Origin of the sequence: Teichococcus wenyumeiae (genome assembly GCF_003696345.1) — a bacterium.
In the GTDB taxonomy this organism is placed as follows: Bacteria; Pseudomonadota; Alphaproteobacteria; order Acetobacterales; family Acetobacteraceae; genus Pseudoroseomonas; species Pseudoroseomonas wenyumeiae.
Window position 1 is genome coordinate 67921 of record NZ_RFLX01000002.1, and the last position, 14315, is coordinate 82235.

General features: G+C 70.3%; 15 protein-coding genes. 8 read left to right on the plus strand and 7 right to left on the minus strand.

Annotated elements, in window-relative coordinates; genetic code table 11:
- Nucleotides 1-134: 134 nt before the first annotated feature.
- The 5 genes from uvrB to EBE87_RS03300 all read left to right on the plus strand — a co-directional run bounded on the left by uvrB (nucleotide 135) and on the right by EBE87_RS03300 (nucleotide 5585).
- A complete protein-coding gene (uvrB, locus tag EBE87_RS03280) occupies nucleotides 135-2378 on the plus strand; it encodes an excinuclease ABC subunit UvrB (RefSeq protein ID WP_120640203.1) in 2244 nt (747 codons plus the stop codon).
- A 132-nt stretch (nucleotides 2379-2510) separates the two neighbouring features.
- Nucleotides 2511-2831: a hypothetical protein gene (locus tag EBE87_RS03285; RefSeq protein ID WP_120640202.1), complete on the plus strand. Its 321-nt coding sequence runs from the start codon at nucleotides 2511-2513 to the stop codon at nucleotides 2829-2831.
- A 289-nt stretch (nucleotides 2832-3120) separates the two neighbouring features.
- The gene (locus tag EBE87_RS03290) at nucleotides 3121-3801 is read left to right on the plus strand and encodes a winged helix-turn-helix domain-containing protein (RefSeq protein WP_120640201.1); all 681 of its coding nucleotides are present in this window, start codon (nucleotides 3121-3123) and stop codon (nucleotides 3799-3801) included.
- Between the two features lies 1 nt (nucleotide 3802).
- A complete protein-coding gene (locus tag EBE87_RS03295; protein ID WP_120640200.1) occupies nucleotides 3803-5269 on the plus strand; it encodes a sensor histidine kinase in 1467 nt (488 codons plus the stop codon).
- Between the two features lie 58 nt (nucleotides 5270-5327).
- Nucleotides 5328-5585 carry a hypothetical protein gene (locus EBE87_RS03300; protein WP_120640199.1) on the plus strand — a complete coding sequence of 86 codons (258 nt, stop codon included), beginning with the start codon at nucleotides 5328-5330 and terminating at the stop codon, nucleotides 5583-5585.
- Here EBE87_RS03300 and EBE87_RS03305 read toward each other — a convergent pair.
- Nucleotides 5582-6097, minus strand: a complete 516-nt coding sequence (locus EBE87_RS03305; RefSeq protein ID WP_120640198.1) for a metallophosphoesterase — start codon at nucleotides 6095-6097, stop codon at nucleotides 5582-5584. The genes EBE87_RS03300 and EBE87_RS03305 overlap by 4 nt on opposite strands.
- A gap of 92 nt (nucleotides 6098-6189) precedes the next feature.
- Between EBE87_RS03305 and EBE87_RS28925 the strand changes: the two genes are divergently transcribed.
- On the plus strand, nucleotides 6190-6357 hold the full coding sequence (locus EBE87_RS28925) for a hypothetical protein (RefSeq protein WP_158601012.1): 168 nt from the start codon (nucleotides 6190-6192) through the stop codon (nucleotides 6355-6357).
- A 1-nt stretch (nucleotide 6358) separates the two neighbouring features.
- On the opposite strand, the gene EBE87_RS03310 is transcribed toward EBE87_RS28925, so the two are convergent.
- The gene (locus tag EBE87_RS03310; RefSeq protein WP_122139878.1) at nucleotides 6359-7405 is read right to left on the minus strand and encodes an SDR family oxidoreductase; all 1047 of its coding nucleotides are present in this window, start codon (nucleotides 7403-7405) and stop codon (nucleotides 6359-6361) included.
- Between the two features lie 184 nt (nucleotides 7406-7589).
- On the opposite strand from EBE87_RS03310, the gene EBE87_RS03315 reads away from it, so the two are divergent.
- On the plus strand, nucleotides 7590-8753 hold the full coding sequence (locus tag EBE87_RS03315; RefSeq protein WP_158611638.1) for a YbfB/YjiJ family MFS transporter: 1164 nt from the start codon (nucleotides 7590-7592) through the stop codon (nucleotides 8751-8753).
- 66 nt (nucleotides 8754-8819) lie between these two features.
- Entirely contained in the window at nucleotides 8820-10085 is a 1266-nt protein-coding gene (locus EBE87_RS03320) for an MFS transporter (RefSeq protein WP_120639691.1), read from the plus strand.
- Here the strand turns inward: EBE87_RS03320 and EBE87_RS03325 are convergent.
- The 5 genes from EBE87_RS03325 to EBE87_RS03345 are packed head-to-tail and all read right to left on the minus strand — an operon-like array spanning nucleotide 10040 to nucleotide 14314.
- Nucleotides 10040-10678: a trimeric intracellular cation channel family protein gene (locus EBE87_RS03325; RefSeq protein WP_120639692.1), complete on the minus strand. Its 639-nt coding sequence runs from the start codon at nucleotides 10676-10678 to the stop codon at nucleotides 10040-10042. The genes EBE87_RS03320 and EBE87_RS03325 overlap by 46 nt on opposite strands.
- A gap of 16 nt (nucleotides 10679-10694) precedes the next feature.
- Complete coding sequence (locus EBE87_RS03330; RefSeq protein ID WP_456316288.1) at nucleotides 10695-11441, minus strand: ABC transporter ATP-binding protein; 747 nt, start codon at nucleotides 11439-11441, stop codon at nucleotides 10695-10697.
- Complete coding sequence (locus EBE87_RS03335; protein ID WP_120639693.1) at nucleotides 11438-12286, minus strand: ABC transporter ATP-binding protein; 849 nt, start codon at nucleotides 12284-12286, stop codon at nucleotides 11438-11440. Before EBE87_RS03335 ends, EBE87_RS03330 begins: the two co-directional genes overlap by 4 nt.
- Nucleotides 12283-13191, minus strand: coding sequence for an ABC transporter permease (locus EBE87_RS03340; protein WP_120639694.1), 909 nt, complete (start codon nucleotides 13189-13191; stop codon nucleotides 12283-12285). Before EBE87_RS03340 ends, EBE87_RS03335 begins: the two co-directional genes overlap by 4 nt.
- Nucleotide 13192: 1 nt before the next feature.
- Nucleotides 13193-14314 (minus strand): ABC transporter permease, encoded by a 1122-nt coding sequence (locus tag EBE87_RS03345; RefSeq protein WP_120639695.1) that lies wholly within the window; start codon nucleotides 14312-14314, stop codon nucleotides 13193-13195.
- Nucleotide 14315: the final 1 nt, after the last annotated feature.

Here is a 14315-nt window from a genome sequence, read left to right on the forward strand (position 1 = left end):
TGCTCGAGAAGCCGAGGGGCTGCGTGGCTGCTTCCCGCCTGCTTCCTCGTTCACGAATCGTTCGTTATCCTGGCACTGTCGCCCGCCTGCCCCCACATGGGCGCTACTCTCCTTGCCGGAAGCTCCCCCGCCTCATGAGCCTGACCATCCCCGCCGCCACGCCCTTTGTTCCGCCGAAGCGCCCCGCCCCCTCGGGAAACCGGGTGCTGAAGGTGGTCTCGCCTTATGAGCCGGCTGGCGACCAGCCGACGGCCATCGCGCAACTGGTGGATGGGTTGCAGCAGGGTGAGCGGGACCAGGTGCTGCTGGGCGTCACCGGCTCCGGCAAGACCTTCACCATGGCCAAGGTCATCGAGAAGGTGCAGCGGCCGACGCTGATCCTGGCGCCCAACAAGACCCTGGCGGCGCAGCTTTACGGCGAGATGAAGTCCTTCTTCCCCGAGAACGCGGTGGAATACTTCGTCTCCTACTACGACTACTACCAGCCGGAAGCCTATGTTCCGCGTTCCGACACCTATATTGAAAAAGACGCGCAGATCAACGAGCAGATCGACCGCATGCGCCATTCCGCCACCCAGGCGCTGCTGGAGCGGAACGACGTGGTCATCGTGGCCTCGGTCTCCTGCATCTACGGTATCGGCTCGGTCGAGCTGTATTCCAACATGGTGGTCAAGCTGCAGGTCGGCGGCCGCATCTCGCGCGACCACCTGATCAAGGCGCTGGTGGAGCAGCAGTACCGCCGCAACGACGCTGGCTTCCAGCGCGGCACCTTCCGCGTGCGCGGCGAGAGCGTCGATATCTGGCCCTCCCACCTGGAGGACCGCGCCTGGCGCATCAGCCTGTTTGGCGATGAGATCGACGGGTTGCGGGAATTCGACCCGCTGACCGGCGAGATCGCCGGCGAGATGGAAGCGGTCTCCATCTACGCCAACAGCCACTATGTCACGCCGCGCCCGACCATGATCCAGGCCATCCGCGACATCCGCATCGAGCTGAAGCAGCGGCTGGAGGAGTTGAACGCCGAGGGCAAGCTGCTGGAAGCCCAGCGGCTGGAGCAGCGCACCACCTTCGACCTGGAGATGATGGAAACCACCGGTTCCTGCAAAGGCATCGAGAACTATTCCCGCTATCTCTCCGGCCGCGGCCCCGGCAACCCACCGCCGACTCTGTTTGAATACCTGCCCGAGAATGCGCTGCTGATCGTGGACGAGAGCCATGTGACGGTGCCGCAGATCGGCGGCATGTATCGGGGCGACTTCGCGCGCAAATCCATCCTGAACGAATTCGGCTTCCGCCTGCCCTCCTGCATGGACAACCGGCCGCTGAAATTCGAGGAATGGGAAAGCTTCCGCCCCGATACGGTCTTCGTCTCCGCCACCCCCGGCCCCTGGGAGATGGAGCGCACCGGCGGCACCTTCGCCGAGCAGGTGATCCGCCCCACCGGTCTGATCGACCCGCCTGTGGAGATCCGTCCCGTCGAGGGCCAGGTGGACGACCTGCTGGCACAGTGCCGCGATGTCATGGCCCAGGGCGGCCGCGTGCTGGTCACGACCCTGACCAAGCGCATGGCCGAGGACCTGACCGAATACATGACGGAGGCGGGCATCAAGGTCCGCTACCTGCATTCCGACGTGGACACGCTGGAGCGGATCGAGATCATCCGGGATCTCCGCAAGGGTGTCTTCGACGTGCTGATCGGCATCAACCTGCTGCGCGAGGGCCTCGACATCCCGGAATGCCGGCTGGTCGCGATCCTGGACGCCGACAAGGAAGGCTTCCTGCGCTCCACCACCTCGCTGATCCAGACCATCGGCCGCGCCGCGCGCAATGCCGAGGGGCGGGTGATCCTTTATGCCGACCGCATGACCAACAGCATGCGCAACGCGCTGGAGGAAACCAACCGCCGCCGCGCCAAGCAGGAGGAATATAACGCCGCGCACGGCATCACGCCGCAGACCATCCAGCGGCAGATCAGCGACGTGCTGCAATCGGTCTATGAGCAGGATTACGTCACCGTCGCCCCCACGGGCGCGGAGGAGGACGGGCCGAGCCATTTCGTCGGCAAGGACCTGCGCGCCAGCATCGCGGAGCTGGAGCGCCAGATGCGCGCCGCCGCCGCCGACCTGGAATTCGAGACTGCCGCCCGGCTTCGCGACGAGATCAAGCGGCTGGAGAACCTGGAACTGGGGCTGGAGCCCAACATCGCCGGCCGGTCCTTGCAGGAGGCCATGCCGCGCCGTGGCGCCGAAAGCCGCCCGGCGGCGCGTGGCCGCGGCAAGGCCGAGGGCAAGAAGGAATGGCGCCCGAAGCCGCTGGGTCCTGGCGGCGGCGGCTATGAGCCGGACAAGAAGCGGGGCGGGCGGCGCTCCTCGCGTTAAGACCGGATTTACTATATTTCAGTGACTTAGACACAAAAAAGAGACGGTTTCCTGTTTTCCGATCCTGTTGCCCGTGGCACTCTCTGCCTCATGACGCCGGCCCCGCCGGCGCTTGAGGCAAGAGGGCCGGCGATGAAGGTCGAGAAACCAGTGATGGGCTTTGCGTGGTACGAGGCTTCCAGCTTTGATACGCTGCGCGAGCGCATGCCGGACATGAGCGACAGCTATGACGACTGGCGTGAGGGCGCGGCGCGGGACGTGCTGCACCATGAGCGCCAGGGCTACCGCGTCATCCGCATCACGCTGCGCCCGCCGGAGTTCTTCGCCTGGTGCCGCAGCCGCGGCATCAGCATGCCGGGGGTGCGGGAGCGCCGCCAGTTCGCCGCGGATGGCGCCCGCAAGGTGGTGCGGGCCGAGCGGGGCGTGCAGCAGAAAGGATTTTCCTTCTTTTAGGACAGGTGCCGTCAATCCTTCAGTAATCCGGCGCGGCTATGGTCCTGCCCACAGGCGCCGCTCCCCCCTGCGGCGTAACGCATTTCCTCCCTCATGCGGCCTGTTGCCGGGGGCGGCCATCTCCCCCGATGTGCCGCCCCCGCTTTCTTTCGGCCCCCACGATGCTCTGGCTTGCCGCGCGCCGGCCCGCTATGGGCTGGTGCTGCCTGGCCCGACGCGCCATCCTGCCCGGCGCAACCAATGCGCCCCGCAGCGCGTCGGGCTGTGAGTTCCGAGGAGTTCAGCACCCATGCGCATCCTGCTGGTGGAGGATGATGCCGAAGTCGGCCGCTTCGTGAAGAAGGGGCTGCAGGAGGCCGGCCACACTGTTGAGCACGTGCCGAACGGCCGCGAGGGCCTGTTCATGGCGGCGGGCGAGAATTTCGACCTTCTGGTGCTGGACCGGATGCTGCCCGGCGGCATCGATGGCGTCCGGCTGGTCGAGACCCTGCGCGGCCAGGGCAACCACACCCCCGTCCTGTTCCTTTCCGCCCTGGCGGGCGTCGATGAGCGGGTAAAGGGCCTGAAGGCCGGCGGCGACGACTATCTGGTCAAGCCCTTCGCCTTCGCCGAGCTGCTGGCCCGCGTCGAGGCCCTGGGCCGCCGCCCCGCCGTCGATGCCCCGGCCACCCGGCTCAAGATCGCGGATCTGGAGTTGGACCTGCTGTCCCGCACCGTCACGCGCGGCGGCAAGCGGATCGACGTGCAGCCGCGCGAGTTCCGGCTGCTGGAGCACCTGATGCGCCATGCCGGACAGGTGGTCACCCGCACCATGCTGCTGGAGAAGGTCTGGGACTACCATTTCGACCCGCAGACCAATGTCATCGACGTGCATGTCTCCCGCCTGCGGCAGAAGCTGGACAAGGGCTTCGAGAAGCCGCTGATCCACACGGTGCGCAACGCCGGCTACATGATCCGCGCCGAGCCCTGAGATGGCGCCCCCGCCGCATCCGCGGCCGGGCCACGCCGCCGGCCGTCCGCCGCCGCATCCGGTGCGGCGACGGGTGCAGCAGCATCCCGGCCCGCTGTGGCGGCTACTCTCCTCCACCTCCTTCCGCATCGCGCTGCTCTTCGCCACGCTGTTCCTGCTGGCGGGGCTGGCGTTTACCGGCGTGCTCTGGTGGGGCACCGCCGGCACGCTGGAACGGCAGATCGATGCCGCCATCCGCGCCGATGCCCTGGCCCTGGCCGAACGCTGGCGCGAGGCCGGCGACGACGCCGTGGCCGAGGCGATCAGCGAGCGCCTGGCCCTGGATGCCGAGGACCAGACCGCCTACCTGCTGACCGCCCCCGATGGCCGGCGGCTGGCCGGCAACCTGGAACAACTGCCGGAAGACTACCGCACCGATATCCAGTGGTATGCCATGACGCTGCTGCGCGACGGCATTCCCGGCGAGGCGCGGCTTTACGTGGTGCAGCTTCCCGATGGCTCGCATCTCGCGGTGGGGCGTGACGTGGGCGAGAAGCTGCGCCTGCGCGCCCTGCTGACCGAGGGGCTGGCATGGTCGGCCGGCGTCGCCATCCTCTTCGCCTTCGCCGGGGCCTGGCTGCTGCGCCGCTGGCTGGAGGAGCGGCTGATCCCCGCCACCGCCACCGCCGCGCTGATCGCCGGCGGCGATCTCTCACCTCGCGTGCCCCTGGCGGGGCGCGACGATGAATTCGAGGCGCTGGGCCGCAGCATGAACACCATGCTGGACCGCATCGCGCATCTGATGGAGGGGGTGCGCGGCGTCTCGGACGCCATCGCGCATGACCTGCGCACCCCCATCGCCCGCGCCCGCTCCCGACTGGAGGAGGCGCTGGAAACTTCCGACGACCCGGCGGCGCTGAAGGGGGCGCTGGAACGCGGCATCGCCGACCTCGACAATGTCACCCGCGTCTTCCAGGCCGTGCTGCGCATCGCGGAGGTAGAGGCCGGCGCCCGCCGCGCCGCCTTCGCGCCGCTGGACCTGGTGCCGCTGCTGGCCGATGCCGCCGAACTCTATGGCGCCACGGCGGAAGAGAATGGACAGACGCTTCGTACCGAATGGCCCAAGTCCCTGCCCCTGACCGGCGACCGCGACCTGCTGCTGCAGGCCATCGCGAACCTGCTGGACAATGCGGTGAAGTTCACCGTCCCCGGCGGCACCATCACCCTCTCGGCCGAGATGCAGGAGGACGCGGTGCTGATCCGCGTCGCCGATGAGGGCCCCGGCCTTTCCGCGGAAGACCGCCAGCGGGTGGGCGAGCGCTTCTTCCGCGCCGACAGCGCCCGCGCCACGCCCGGCTCGGGCCTTGGCATCTCGCTGGTGCGGGCGGTGGTGCAGCTGCACGGCGGCATGCTCTGGTTCGAGGACGGCCAGGGCACGCAGCCGGACTACCCCGGACTGACGGTCTGTCTCGGCCTGCCGGTCGCATGACTGTGTCTTCATCCGCCGCACACGCCCCGGCAGGGCGGGAGGCGGCAGGATGCGCACCATGCCGCCACGCCTGTTCCTGTTGCTGCCCCTCCTGGCCAGCCTCCCTGGCACGGCCGCGGCGGAAGCGTTGCGGACCGTGCCGCAGGATGTGAGCTATTGCCGCGAGCTGGCCGCCCGCCTCGCCCCGCTGCCGGGTGCGGAGAAGGAGCCCGCGCGCTCCCTGGCCGAGGAAGGCGTCCGCCTTTGCGATGACGGCTATGTCCGCACTGGCGTGGCCAAGCTGCGCCGGGCCCTGAAGGCGGCGCAGGGCCGCTAGGAAGGCGCCCTGCCGCGCCTCCGCGCCGCCTGCACCTCCGCCAGCGTCACCGGCCGGAAATCCCAGGCATCGACGCCGAGGTCCGCCTGCCGGGGCAGCGGCTTCAGCCGGCCATGACTATGGCCATGCAGGTTCCACCAGCCCTTGCCCATGTTGCGCCAGGTGCGGAAGGCATAGTGGCAGAGCACCAGCCCGGTGCCCTCCAGTTCCATCTCCCAGTAGGGCTGCACGCTCTCCCAGCCCGGCAGGGCCAGGGCGGCGGGGCCATCGTTGTTGCCGGTGATCAGGTGCTTCCGCCCGTGCAGCCGCTCCAGCAGCCCCCGCATGGCGTCCGGCTTCATGTTCAGCGCGAAGTCGCCCAGGTGCCAGACCTCGTCCTCCGGCCGCACGGTGGCATTCCAGCGGGCCAGCATGGCGGCATCCATCTCCGCCACGCTGGCGAAGGGGCGGCGGTAGAGAGCGCGGGCGCCGGCATGGCCGAAATGCGTATCGGCGGTGAAGAAGACCGTCATGCCCGGCGCTGCAGCCCGCCGGCGCCGCCCGGCGTTCTGCCCGAACAAGAGATGGATTGGAGCAAGGCCATGTCCCCTGAGCGGAAGACGTCATGAACAGCCCGGACCGCCAGAAGCCCGGCAACCACCCCGCCGCCCGCCCGGGGCAGGAGCCTGACCCGAAGGCCCAGAAGCCGGAATGGCGCCCCGGCGAGCCGGGCCTGCAGGGCGGCGCGCCGGACCAGGGCGCCACCAGCGGCACCGGCACCAGCCGGGGCTAGCTCAGCGGCGGCGGCGGGGCGGCCGGGACGAGGCCACCAGGGCTGCCGGCGCCGCCAGCGCGGCGAGGCCGACCAGCCCCAGGGCGGCCAGCCCCAGCGTCAGCACGTCCCGCGCGCGGCTGGTGACGAATTCCCCCCGCGCCGGGTTCACCCGCTCCAGGAAGGGCCCGTCCACGCCGGGGTCGCCGATGCTGGGCTTGAAGAGATTGCCCTCGGGGTCCCTCGGCGTCCGCGCGGGGTCCAGCTGCGCGTCCCACATCTGCGAGGCCTTGTAGTCCGCGAAGGCGGGCGCCACGGCCTGCGCCGCCGCCATCTGCCAGGTGGAGCGGCCGACCCAGACCTCCCGCTGCCCCGACGCCACCGCCGCCAGGATGGCATTGGCGCAGAGCCGGGGATCGAAGACCGGGTCCGGCGCGTTCTGCGCCTGGCCCGTGTGGTTGCGGGCGATGCGGAACTGCGGCGTGTTCACCGCCGGCAGGTAGATGGTGCTGATGGTCACCACGCTGCCGTCATGCAGCAGTTCCGACCGCAGGGCATCCGAGAAGCCCTGCACCGCCGCCTTGGCGCCGCAATAGGCCGATTGCAGCGGCGCCGCCCGCAGCCCGAGGCCGGAGGAGACCTGCACGATCCGCCCCCGGTTGCGCGGCTTCATGTAGCGCAGCGCCGCCAGGCTGCCGAAGACCTGCCCGTGATAGGTGACATCGGTGACGCGGCGGTATTCCTCCGGCGTGATCTCGGCGGCGGGGGACAGCACCGTCGCCATGGCATTGTTCACCCAGGCCTCGATGGGGCCAAGTTCCCGCTCGATCCGTGCCGCCGCCGCATCCACAGCCGCCGCGTCGGCGACATCGGTGGGGATGGCCAGGGCACGCGCGCCCATGTCCTCCAGTTCCGCGCGGGTGGATTGCAGCCGCTCCTCCCCCCGCGCCAGCACGGCGACGGACCAGCCCGCGCGCGCGAAAGCCTGCGCGGTGGCACGGCCGATTCCCATGGTCCCACCGGTGACAACCGCCACCCTTGGGCGCGTGGTGAGGGCTGATGCGGACATACGGCATTCTCCTGTGACTGCGGGATAAGAGCGCAGCCCCCGCAGCGTTGTGGCCCGCCCGGTCACAGCCTGGCGAGGCCCGCGCCGCCATCGGGCAGCCATGCGCCGCCCTGGGCTTGGCCGCGGCGCCATTGTCGCTAGCCTGGAGGCCACGGCAGCGCCGCCGCGCACAGGACCCGATGGCATGATGGTCAGAACCAAGCTCCACCCTGCCGCCCTGGCCGCGGGCGCCTGCCTGCTGTCCGGGATCGGGCTGGCGCGATTCGGCTATGTGCCGATGTTTCCCGCCATGGTGGAGGCCGGCTGGGTCGGCGGCGCGGGCGGCGGGCTGCTGGGGGCCTGCAACTTCGCCGGCTACCTGCTGGGCGCCATGCTCGGCCGCAGGATGGGGCGGTGGCTGGGCGTGCCGGGGGCGCTGGACCTTTGCATGGGGCTGCTGGTGCTCTCCTTCCTCGCCTGCGGCTGGCAGGGCGGGCTGGCCTGGCTGGCTTTCTGGCGCGCCCTGGCCGGCTTTGGCGGCGGCGTGCTGATGGCGGTCTCCGGCCCCGCCGCCCAGGCGGTGGTGCCGCCGGCGCAGCGCGGGCTGGCTGGGGGTGTGCTGACCTCCGGCGTCGGCGGCGGCGCGGCGCTGAGCGCCGTGGCGGTGCCGCTGCTGCTGCAAGGCGGCGTCGCCCTGGCCTGGGCCGGCATGGCGGCGCTGGTGGCGCTGATCTGGCTGGCCGCCCGCCCCTATTGGCCCAATCCCTCGGTGGAGACCCTGGCGCTGCCGCGCGGCCAGGCTCTGCCCCCGGCCGGGTGGCTGCTGGGGGCCTATGTCTTCTCGGCGGCCGGGATGGTGCCGCCGATGGTCTATACTGCCGACCTCGCGGTGCGCGGCCATGGTGCCGGGGCGGCGCTGGCCGGGCTGCTCTGGGTGCTCTTCGGCATCGGCGGCGTGGCGGGCACGCTGAGCGGCGGCGCCACGGCCGGGCGGATCGGCGCCATGCCGGCGGCGCGGCTCTGGCTGCTGTTGCAGGTGGCGGCCATGGCCGCCGCGCTGGTGCCGGTGGGCTGGGGGCCCTGGGCGCTGCTGCTGACGGCGCCGCTGTCCGGCTTCGCGGGCCTTGGCCTGACCGCCGTGACCCTGGCCGGTGCGCGGGAGATCGCCGGGCCGGCCTCCGCCATCCTGTGGGCGCGGGCCACGGTGCTCTATGCGCTGACCCAGGCCATCACCGGCTTCCTGCTGGCGGCGCTGTTCCGCTGGAGCGGCGACCAGCATGCCGCTGTCTTCGGCACCGGGCTGCTGCTGTCCGCCATCGGGCTGGCTGTGGCGGTGCTGGCGCCGCGCAGGGCCTCACCCGTTTCTTGAAGATCCGGCGGGTTGCCTGTGCGGCCCCGTTATGCTGCGTTGCAGCAACTCCTTCGGACAGCCACCATGACGTTTTCTCCCTCCCCCGGCACGGCGTCGGGCGGTGCCCTCACGCTTTCGCCCGCCCGCGCCAAGCTGGTGATCCTGGCCCTCGCGATGGGTGGCTTCGCCATCGGCATCGGCGAATTCGCGGTGATGAGCCTGATGCCGAACATCGCCGGCAACATGGATGTCAGCCTGCCGCAGGGCAGCCACATGATCAGCGCCTATGCCCTGGGCGTCGTGGTCGGCGCGCCGGTCATCGCCGTGCTGGCGGCGCGGCTGCCGCGCCACCTGCTGCTGATCGGGCTGATGCTGCTCTATGCGCTGGGGCATCTCGCCAGCGCCACCGCCAGCGGCTTCGACTGGCTGGTGGGCTTCCGCTTCGTCTCCGGCCTGCCGCATGGGGCTTATTTCGGCATCGCCTCGCTGGTGGCGGCCTCCCTGGCGCCGCCGGACCGGCGCGCCCGCGCGGTGGCCCAGGTCATGCTGGGGCTGACGCTGGCGACCCTGGCCGGTGTGCCGCTGGCCAATTGGATGGGCCAGTTCCTCGGCTGGCGCGCGTCCTTTGGCCTGGTGGGCGGGCTGGCGCTGCTGACGGCGCTGCTGCTGGCGTTGTTTGCCCCGCGTGGCGGTGCCGCCGCGGCCGCCACCAGCCCCTTGCAGGAACTGGGCGCGCTGCGGAAGCCGCAGGTGCTGCTGACCATCGCCACCGGCGCCGTGGGCTTCGGCGGCATGTTCGCCGTCTATACCTATCTGGAGCCGACGCTGGTGCAGGTGGCCAGCGCCCCGGCCAGTGTGCTGCCGCTGATGCTGATGGTCTTCGGCCTGGGCATGGTGGTGGGCAATATCGGCGGCGGCTGGGTGGCGGACCGGGCGCTGATGCCCGCCATCGCCGGCATCCTGCTCTGGATCTTCTTTGCCTGCCTGCTGGTGCTGGTCACCGCCGGCAATGTCTGGGCGCTGGGGCTGAACGTCTTCCTGATCGGCTGCGGCGTGGCGCTCGGCGCCGGCCTGCAGACGCGGCTGATGGACGTGGCGCAGGAAGCCCAGACCCTGGCCGCCGCCATGAACCACAGCGCGCTGAACATCGCCAATGCGCTGGGCCCCTGGCTGGGCGGCATGGCCATCGCCGCCGGCTATGGCTGGACCTCCACCGGCTGGGTGGGCGCGCTGCTCAGCGCCGCCGGGCTGGCGATCTTCCTGTGTTCCTGGGCGCTGGAGCGGCGGGCGAAAGCCGCCCCCGCTCAGCCGCCCTTTGGGCCGGCGACGGGCAGCTTCCAGCCCCGGTAGAGCGCCATCAGGCGCAGGAAGACACAGAGCGCGACCCCGGCCAGCGCCGCCGGGGTCGGCGGCCAGCCGAATTGGTAGCCGGCCACCACCGCCATGGCACCGGCCAGCGCGGCCAGGGCATAGATATTGGCCACCAGCACGGTGGGCACCTCCGCCGTCAGCACGTCCCGCGCCATGCCGCCGCCGATGCCGCTGATCATCCCCAGCACCGCCGCCATGGGCCAGTTGATGCCATGGGCGAGGGCCTTCTGCGTGCCGGCCACGGCGAAGACGCCCAGGCCCGCGGCGTCGAAGAACTGCACCGGGTGCCGCAGCCGGCCCAGCAAGGGATGAAACTGGAAGACCAGCAGCCCGGCCACCAGCGCCAGGGCCAGGTTGTGCCAGCTTGCGACGGAGGCCGGCGGCAGCGCGCCGATCAGCACATCCCGCAGGATGCCGCCGGAGACCGCCGTGACAAAGGCCAGAACCAGCACGCCGAACAGGTCCATGCGCCGCTGCACGCCCAGCGCCGCCCCGCTGATCGCGAAGACAAAGGTGCCGATCAGGTCGAGGGCATTGACCAGCACCACAGCAGGTTGGAGGCCCGTCAGCATCGGCGGGCCGGCGCCCTCAGCCTTCCAGCTCGTGCGACAGGGCGATCAGGTCCCGCGTGTGGGAATGGGTTGCCTGCCCGGCGCGGAGCTGCTGCTCGGACAGGATCTCGACGATCCGGCCGCCCTGCATCACCGCCAGCCGCTCGCACAGATGCCCCACCACCGCCAGGTTGTGCGAGACCAGGATACAGGTGAGCTGCCGCGCCTGCCGCAGGTCGGCCAGCAGGTTCAGCACCTCCGCCTGCACGGAAACGTCGAGCGCGCTGGTCGGCTCATCCAGCAGCAGCACGGAAGGATCGGCGATCAGCGCGCGGGCGATGGCCACGCGCTGCCGCTGCCCGCCGGAAAGCTGGTGCGGATAACGGAAGCGCGCCGTGCGCGGCAGCGCCACCTCCTCCAATGCGCGGGTGATGCGCGTCTCGGCATCCGGCACACCATGGATGGCCAGCGGCTCGGCCAGGATGCGGTCCACCGTCTGGCGCGGGTGCAGCGAGCCATAGGGGTCCTGGAAGACCATCTGCACCTTGCGGAAGAAGGCGCGGTCCCGCTTGTGGCCCAGTTGCTGGCCGTCGATCCTCAGCGTGCCGTCCCAGCTATCGACCAGCCCGGCCAGGCAGCGCAGCACGGTGGATTTGCCGGAACCGGACTCGCCCACCAGCCCGAAGGTCTCCCCCGGCGCCACGCTGAAGGAGACGTTGTGGACGACCTGGTTGTCGCCGAAATGGACGTTGAGGCGGCCGGCCTCGATCATCGCCTGGCTCACGTGCGCGGCTCCAGCCACTTGGGGTCGCGGGTCAGCACCGGCAGGCGCGCGCGCTTCTGAGACAGCGCGGGCATGCAGTCCAGCAGCCCGCGGGTATAGGGGTGCTCGGCACGGTGCAGGTCGCGCGCCGGCAGGGTTTCCATCACCTGCCCGGCATACATCACCACCACGCGGTCGCAGAAGCGGGCCACCAGCGGCAGGTCGTGGCTGATCAGCATCAGACCCATGCCGCGCGCGGAAACGAGGTCCTCGATCAGCTTCAGGATCTCGGCCTGCACGGAGGCATCCAGCGCGCTGGTCGGCTCATCCGCGATCAGCATGTCCGGGTTGGGCGCCAGCATCATCGCGATCATGACGCGCTGGCCCATGCCGCCCGAGACCTCGTGCGGATAGGCATCCAGCACGCGCTTCGGGTCGCGGATGCGGACCTGTTCCAGCAGGTTCAGCGCGGCCTCCCGCGCTTCCCGCCGGCCGCCCTTGTTGTGGGTGCCCCAGGCTTCGGCGATCTGGTGGCCGATCGTCATCACCGGGTTCAGGCTGTATTTCGGGTCCTGCAGGATCAGGCCGATGCGGCCGCCGCGCAGGCGGCGCATCTGCCGCTCGCGGGCCGCCAGCACGTCGATGCCGTCGAAGACCAGCTTGTCCGCCCGCACCCGCGCCGGTTCCGGCAACAGGCGCATCAGCGCCCGGCCGGTGACGGATTTGCCGGAGCCGCTTTCCCCCACGATGCCCAGCTTCTCCCGCCCCAGGGACATGGAGACGCCGCGCACCGCCGGGTTGAAGCTGCCCGAGGCAGTGGGGAAATCGACCCGCAGGTTCTGGATTTCTACGAGAGGCTTGTTCATCGCTGCTTCGGGTCCAGCACGTCGCGCAGGCCATCGCCCAGCAGGTTGAAAGCGAGGCTCGCCATGAAGATGGCGATGCCCGGGATCACCGGCACCCACCATTGCTCCAGGATGAAGCGGCGGGCGGTGGCGATCATGGTGCCCCATTCGGGGATCGGCGGCTGCGCGCCGAGGCCGAGGAAGCCGAGGCCGGCGGCGGTGAGGATGATGGAGGACATGTCCAGCGTCACGCGCACCGTCAGGGACGGCAGGCACATCGGCGTCACGTGGCGCAGGATGACGCGCCAGGGCGAGGCCCCGGTGATGCGCACGGCCGCGATATAATCGGCGTTGCGGATGGTCAGCGTCTCCGCCCGCGCCAGCCGCGCATAAGGCGGCCAGGCGGTCAGCGCGATGGCGACCACGGCGCTTTCCACGCCCGGCTTCATGGCCGCCACGAAGGCGAGCGCCAGGATCAGGCGCGGGAAGGCCAGGAAGACATCCGTGACGCGCATCAGGATCTTGTCGACGATGCCGCCGGCATAACCCGCGACGCAGCCGACGATCAGCCCCAGCGGCGCCACCAGGATGACCACGGCCACCACCATGCCCAGCGTCACGCGGCCGCCGTAGAGCACGCGGGAATAGGTGTCGCGCCCCAGTTCATCCGTGCCCAGCCAATGGGCGGCGGAAGGCGGCTGCAACCGGTCGGCCAGCACCTGCACGCCGGGGTCATGCGTCGCCAGCAGCGGCGCGAAGATGGCCAGCACCAGCATGGCCAGCACGATGAACAGGCCCGCCACCGCCAGCCCGTTGCGGCGGAAGGCCAGCCAGGTCTGGTAGCGCCGGCCCCACTTGGCCTGGGCGCGGGAGGTGGGCGTGTCGGAGAGCAGCCATTCACGGCGGCTCATGGTCGCTTCGCTCATCTTATTTCACCCGCGGGTCGAGCAGCCGGTAGAGCATGTCCGCCAGCAGGTTCAGCACCACATAGATCAGCCCCACCGCCAGGGTGGCGCCCAGCACCGCGTTCATGTCGGCATTCAGCAGCGACACGGTCAGGTACTGGCCGAGGCCGGGCCAGGAGAAGATCGTCTCGGTCAGCACCGCGCCTTCCAGCAACCCGGCATAGGTCATGGCCAGCACGGTGACGAGCGGCACCATGATATTGCCGAAGGCATGCCGCCAGACGATGCGGGCCGAGGAAAGCCCCTTGGCGCGCGCGGTGGTGACGTATTCGCTGCGCAGCTCCGCCAGCATGAATGCGCGCGTCATGCGGGCGATATAGGCCAGCGAGAAGAAGGCCAGCACGCCCGCCGGCTGGATCAGGTGGTAGAGCGCGTCGTTGAAGGCGCCCCAGTCGCCGGCCAGCAGGCTGTCCACCGTCAGGATGCCGGTGCGTTCCTCCACCATGCCTTCGAAGAAGATGCTCTGCCGCCCGGGGCCGGGCACCCAGCCCAGCTTGGCGTAGAAGAGCAGCAGCGAAAGCAGGCCCAGCACGAAGACCGGCAGGGAATGCCCGGCGAGGCAGAAGAGCCGCACCGCCTGGTCGACGAACTTGCCCTGCCGCGTCGCCGCCCAGACGCCCAGCGGCACACCGATCAGCACGGCGATGATGATGGCCACCGTCGCCAGCTCGAAGGTCGCCGGGAAGAAGCGGGCGATATCCTGGGTGACGGGGTTGGAGGTCATCACCGAGCGGCCGAGGTCGCCCGAGAAGATCTGCCCCAGGTAGCGCCAGAACTGCACGTAGAGCGGCTGGTCCAGCCCGAGGTCGAGCCGCGCGCGCTCCACCACATCCGCCGGCGCCCGGTCGCCGACAATGGCCAGCACCGGGTCGATCGGCACCACGCGTCCGATGAAGAAGGTGACCACCGCCAGCCCGAACAGCGTGATGGGCACGCTGGCCAGGGTGGAGAGGGTGCCGCGCAGCCGGAGCCACGCGGCGGAAGGACGGGCCCGACGCGCTACCCCGGAAGCAGGCGGGGGCGCGGCGGGCGGCTCGGCTTCAGGCGGCAGCAGTTCCGCCTGAAGTTCCCCATCGGATCGCATT

Coding starts and splice junctions, on each gene's coding strand:
- uvrB (WP_120640203.1), top strand. CDS start 135: ATGAGCCTGACCATCCCCGCCGCCACGCCCTTTGTTCCGCCGAAGCGC.
- EBE87_RS03285 (WP_120640202.1), top strand. CDS start 2,511: ATGAAGGTCGAGAAACCAGTGATGGGCTTTGCGTGGTACGAGGCTTCC.
- EBE87_RS03290 (WP_120640201.1), top strand. CDS start 3,121: ATGCGCATCCTGCTGGTGGAGGATGATGCCGAAGTCGGCCGCTTCGTG.
- EBE87_RS03295 (WP_120640200.1), top strand. CDS start 3,803: ATGGCGCCCCCGCCGCATCCGCGGCCGGGCCACGCCGCCGGCCGTCCG.
- EBE87_RS03300 (WP_120640199.1), top strand. CDS start 5,328: ATGCCGCCACGCCTGTTCCTGTTGCTGCCCCTCCTGGCCAGCCTCCCT.
- EBE87_RS03305 (WP_120640198.1), bottom strand. CDS start 6,097: ATGACGGTCTTCTTCACCGCCGATACGCATTTCGGCCATGCCGGCGCC.
- EBE87_RS28925 (WP_158601012.1), top strand. CDS start 6,190: ATGAACAGCCCGGACCGCCAGAAGCCCGGCAACCACCCCGCCGCCCGC.
- EBE87_RS03310 (WP_122139878.1), bottom strand. CDS start 7,405: ATGTCCGCATCAGCCCTCACCACGCGCCCAAGGGTGGCGGTTGTCACC.
- EBE87_RS03315 (WP_158611638.1), top strand. CDS start 7,590: ATGATGGTCAGAACCAAGCTCCACCCTGCCGCCCTGGCCGCGGGCGCC.
- EBE87_RS03320 (WP_120639691.1), top strand. CDS start 8,820: ATGACGTTTTCTCCCTCCCCCGGCACGGCGTCGGGCGGTGCCCTCACG.
- EBE87_RS03325 (WP_120639692.1), bottom strand. CDS start 10,678: ATGCTGACGGGCCTCCAACCTGCTGTGGTGCTGGTCAATGCCCTCGAC.
- EBE87_RS03335 (WP_120639693.1), bottom strand. CDS start 12,286: ATGAACAAGCCTCTCGTAGAAATCCAGAACCTGCGGGTCGATTTCCCC.
- EBE87_RS03340 (WP_120639694.1), bottom strand. CDS start 13,191: ATGAGCGAAGCGACCATGAGCCGCCGTGAATGGCTGCTCTCCGACACG.
- EBE87_RS03345 (WP_120639695.1), bottom strand. CDS start 14,314: ATGCGATCCGATGGGGAACTTCAGGCGGAACTGCTGCCGCCTGAAGCC.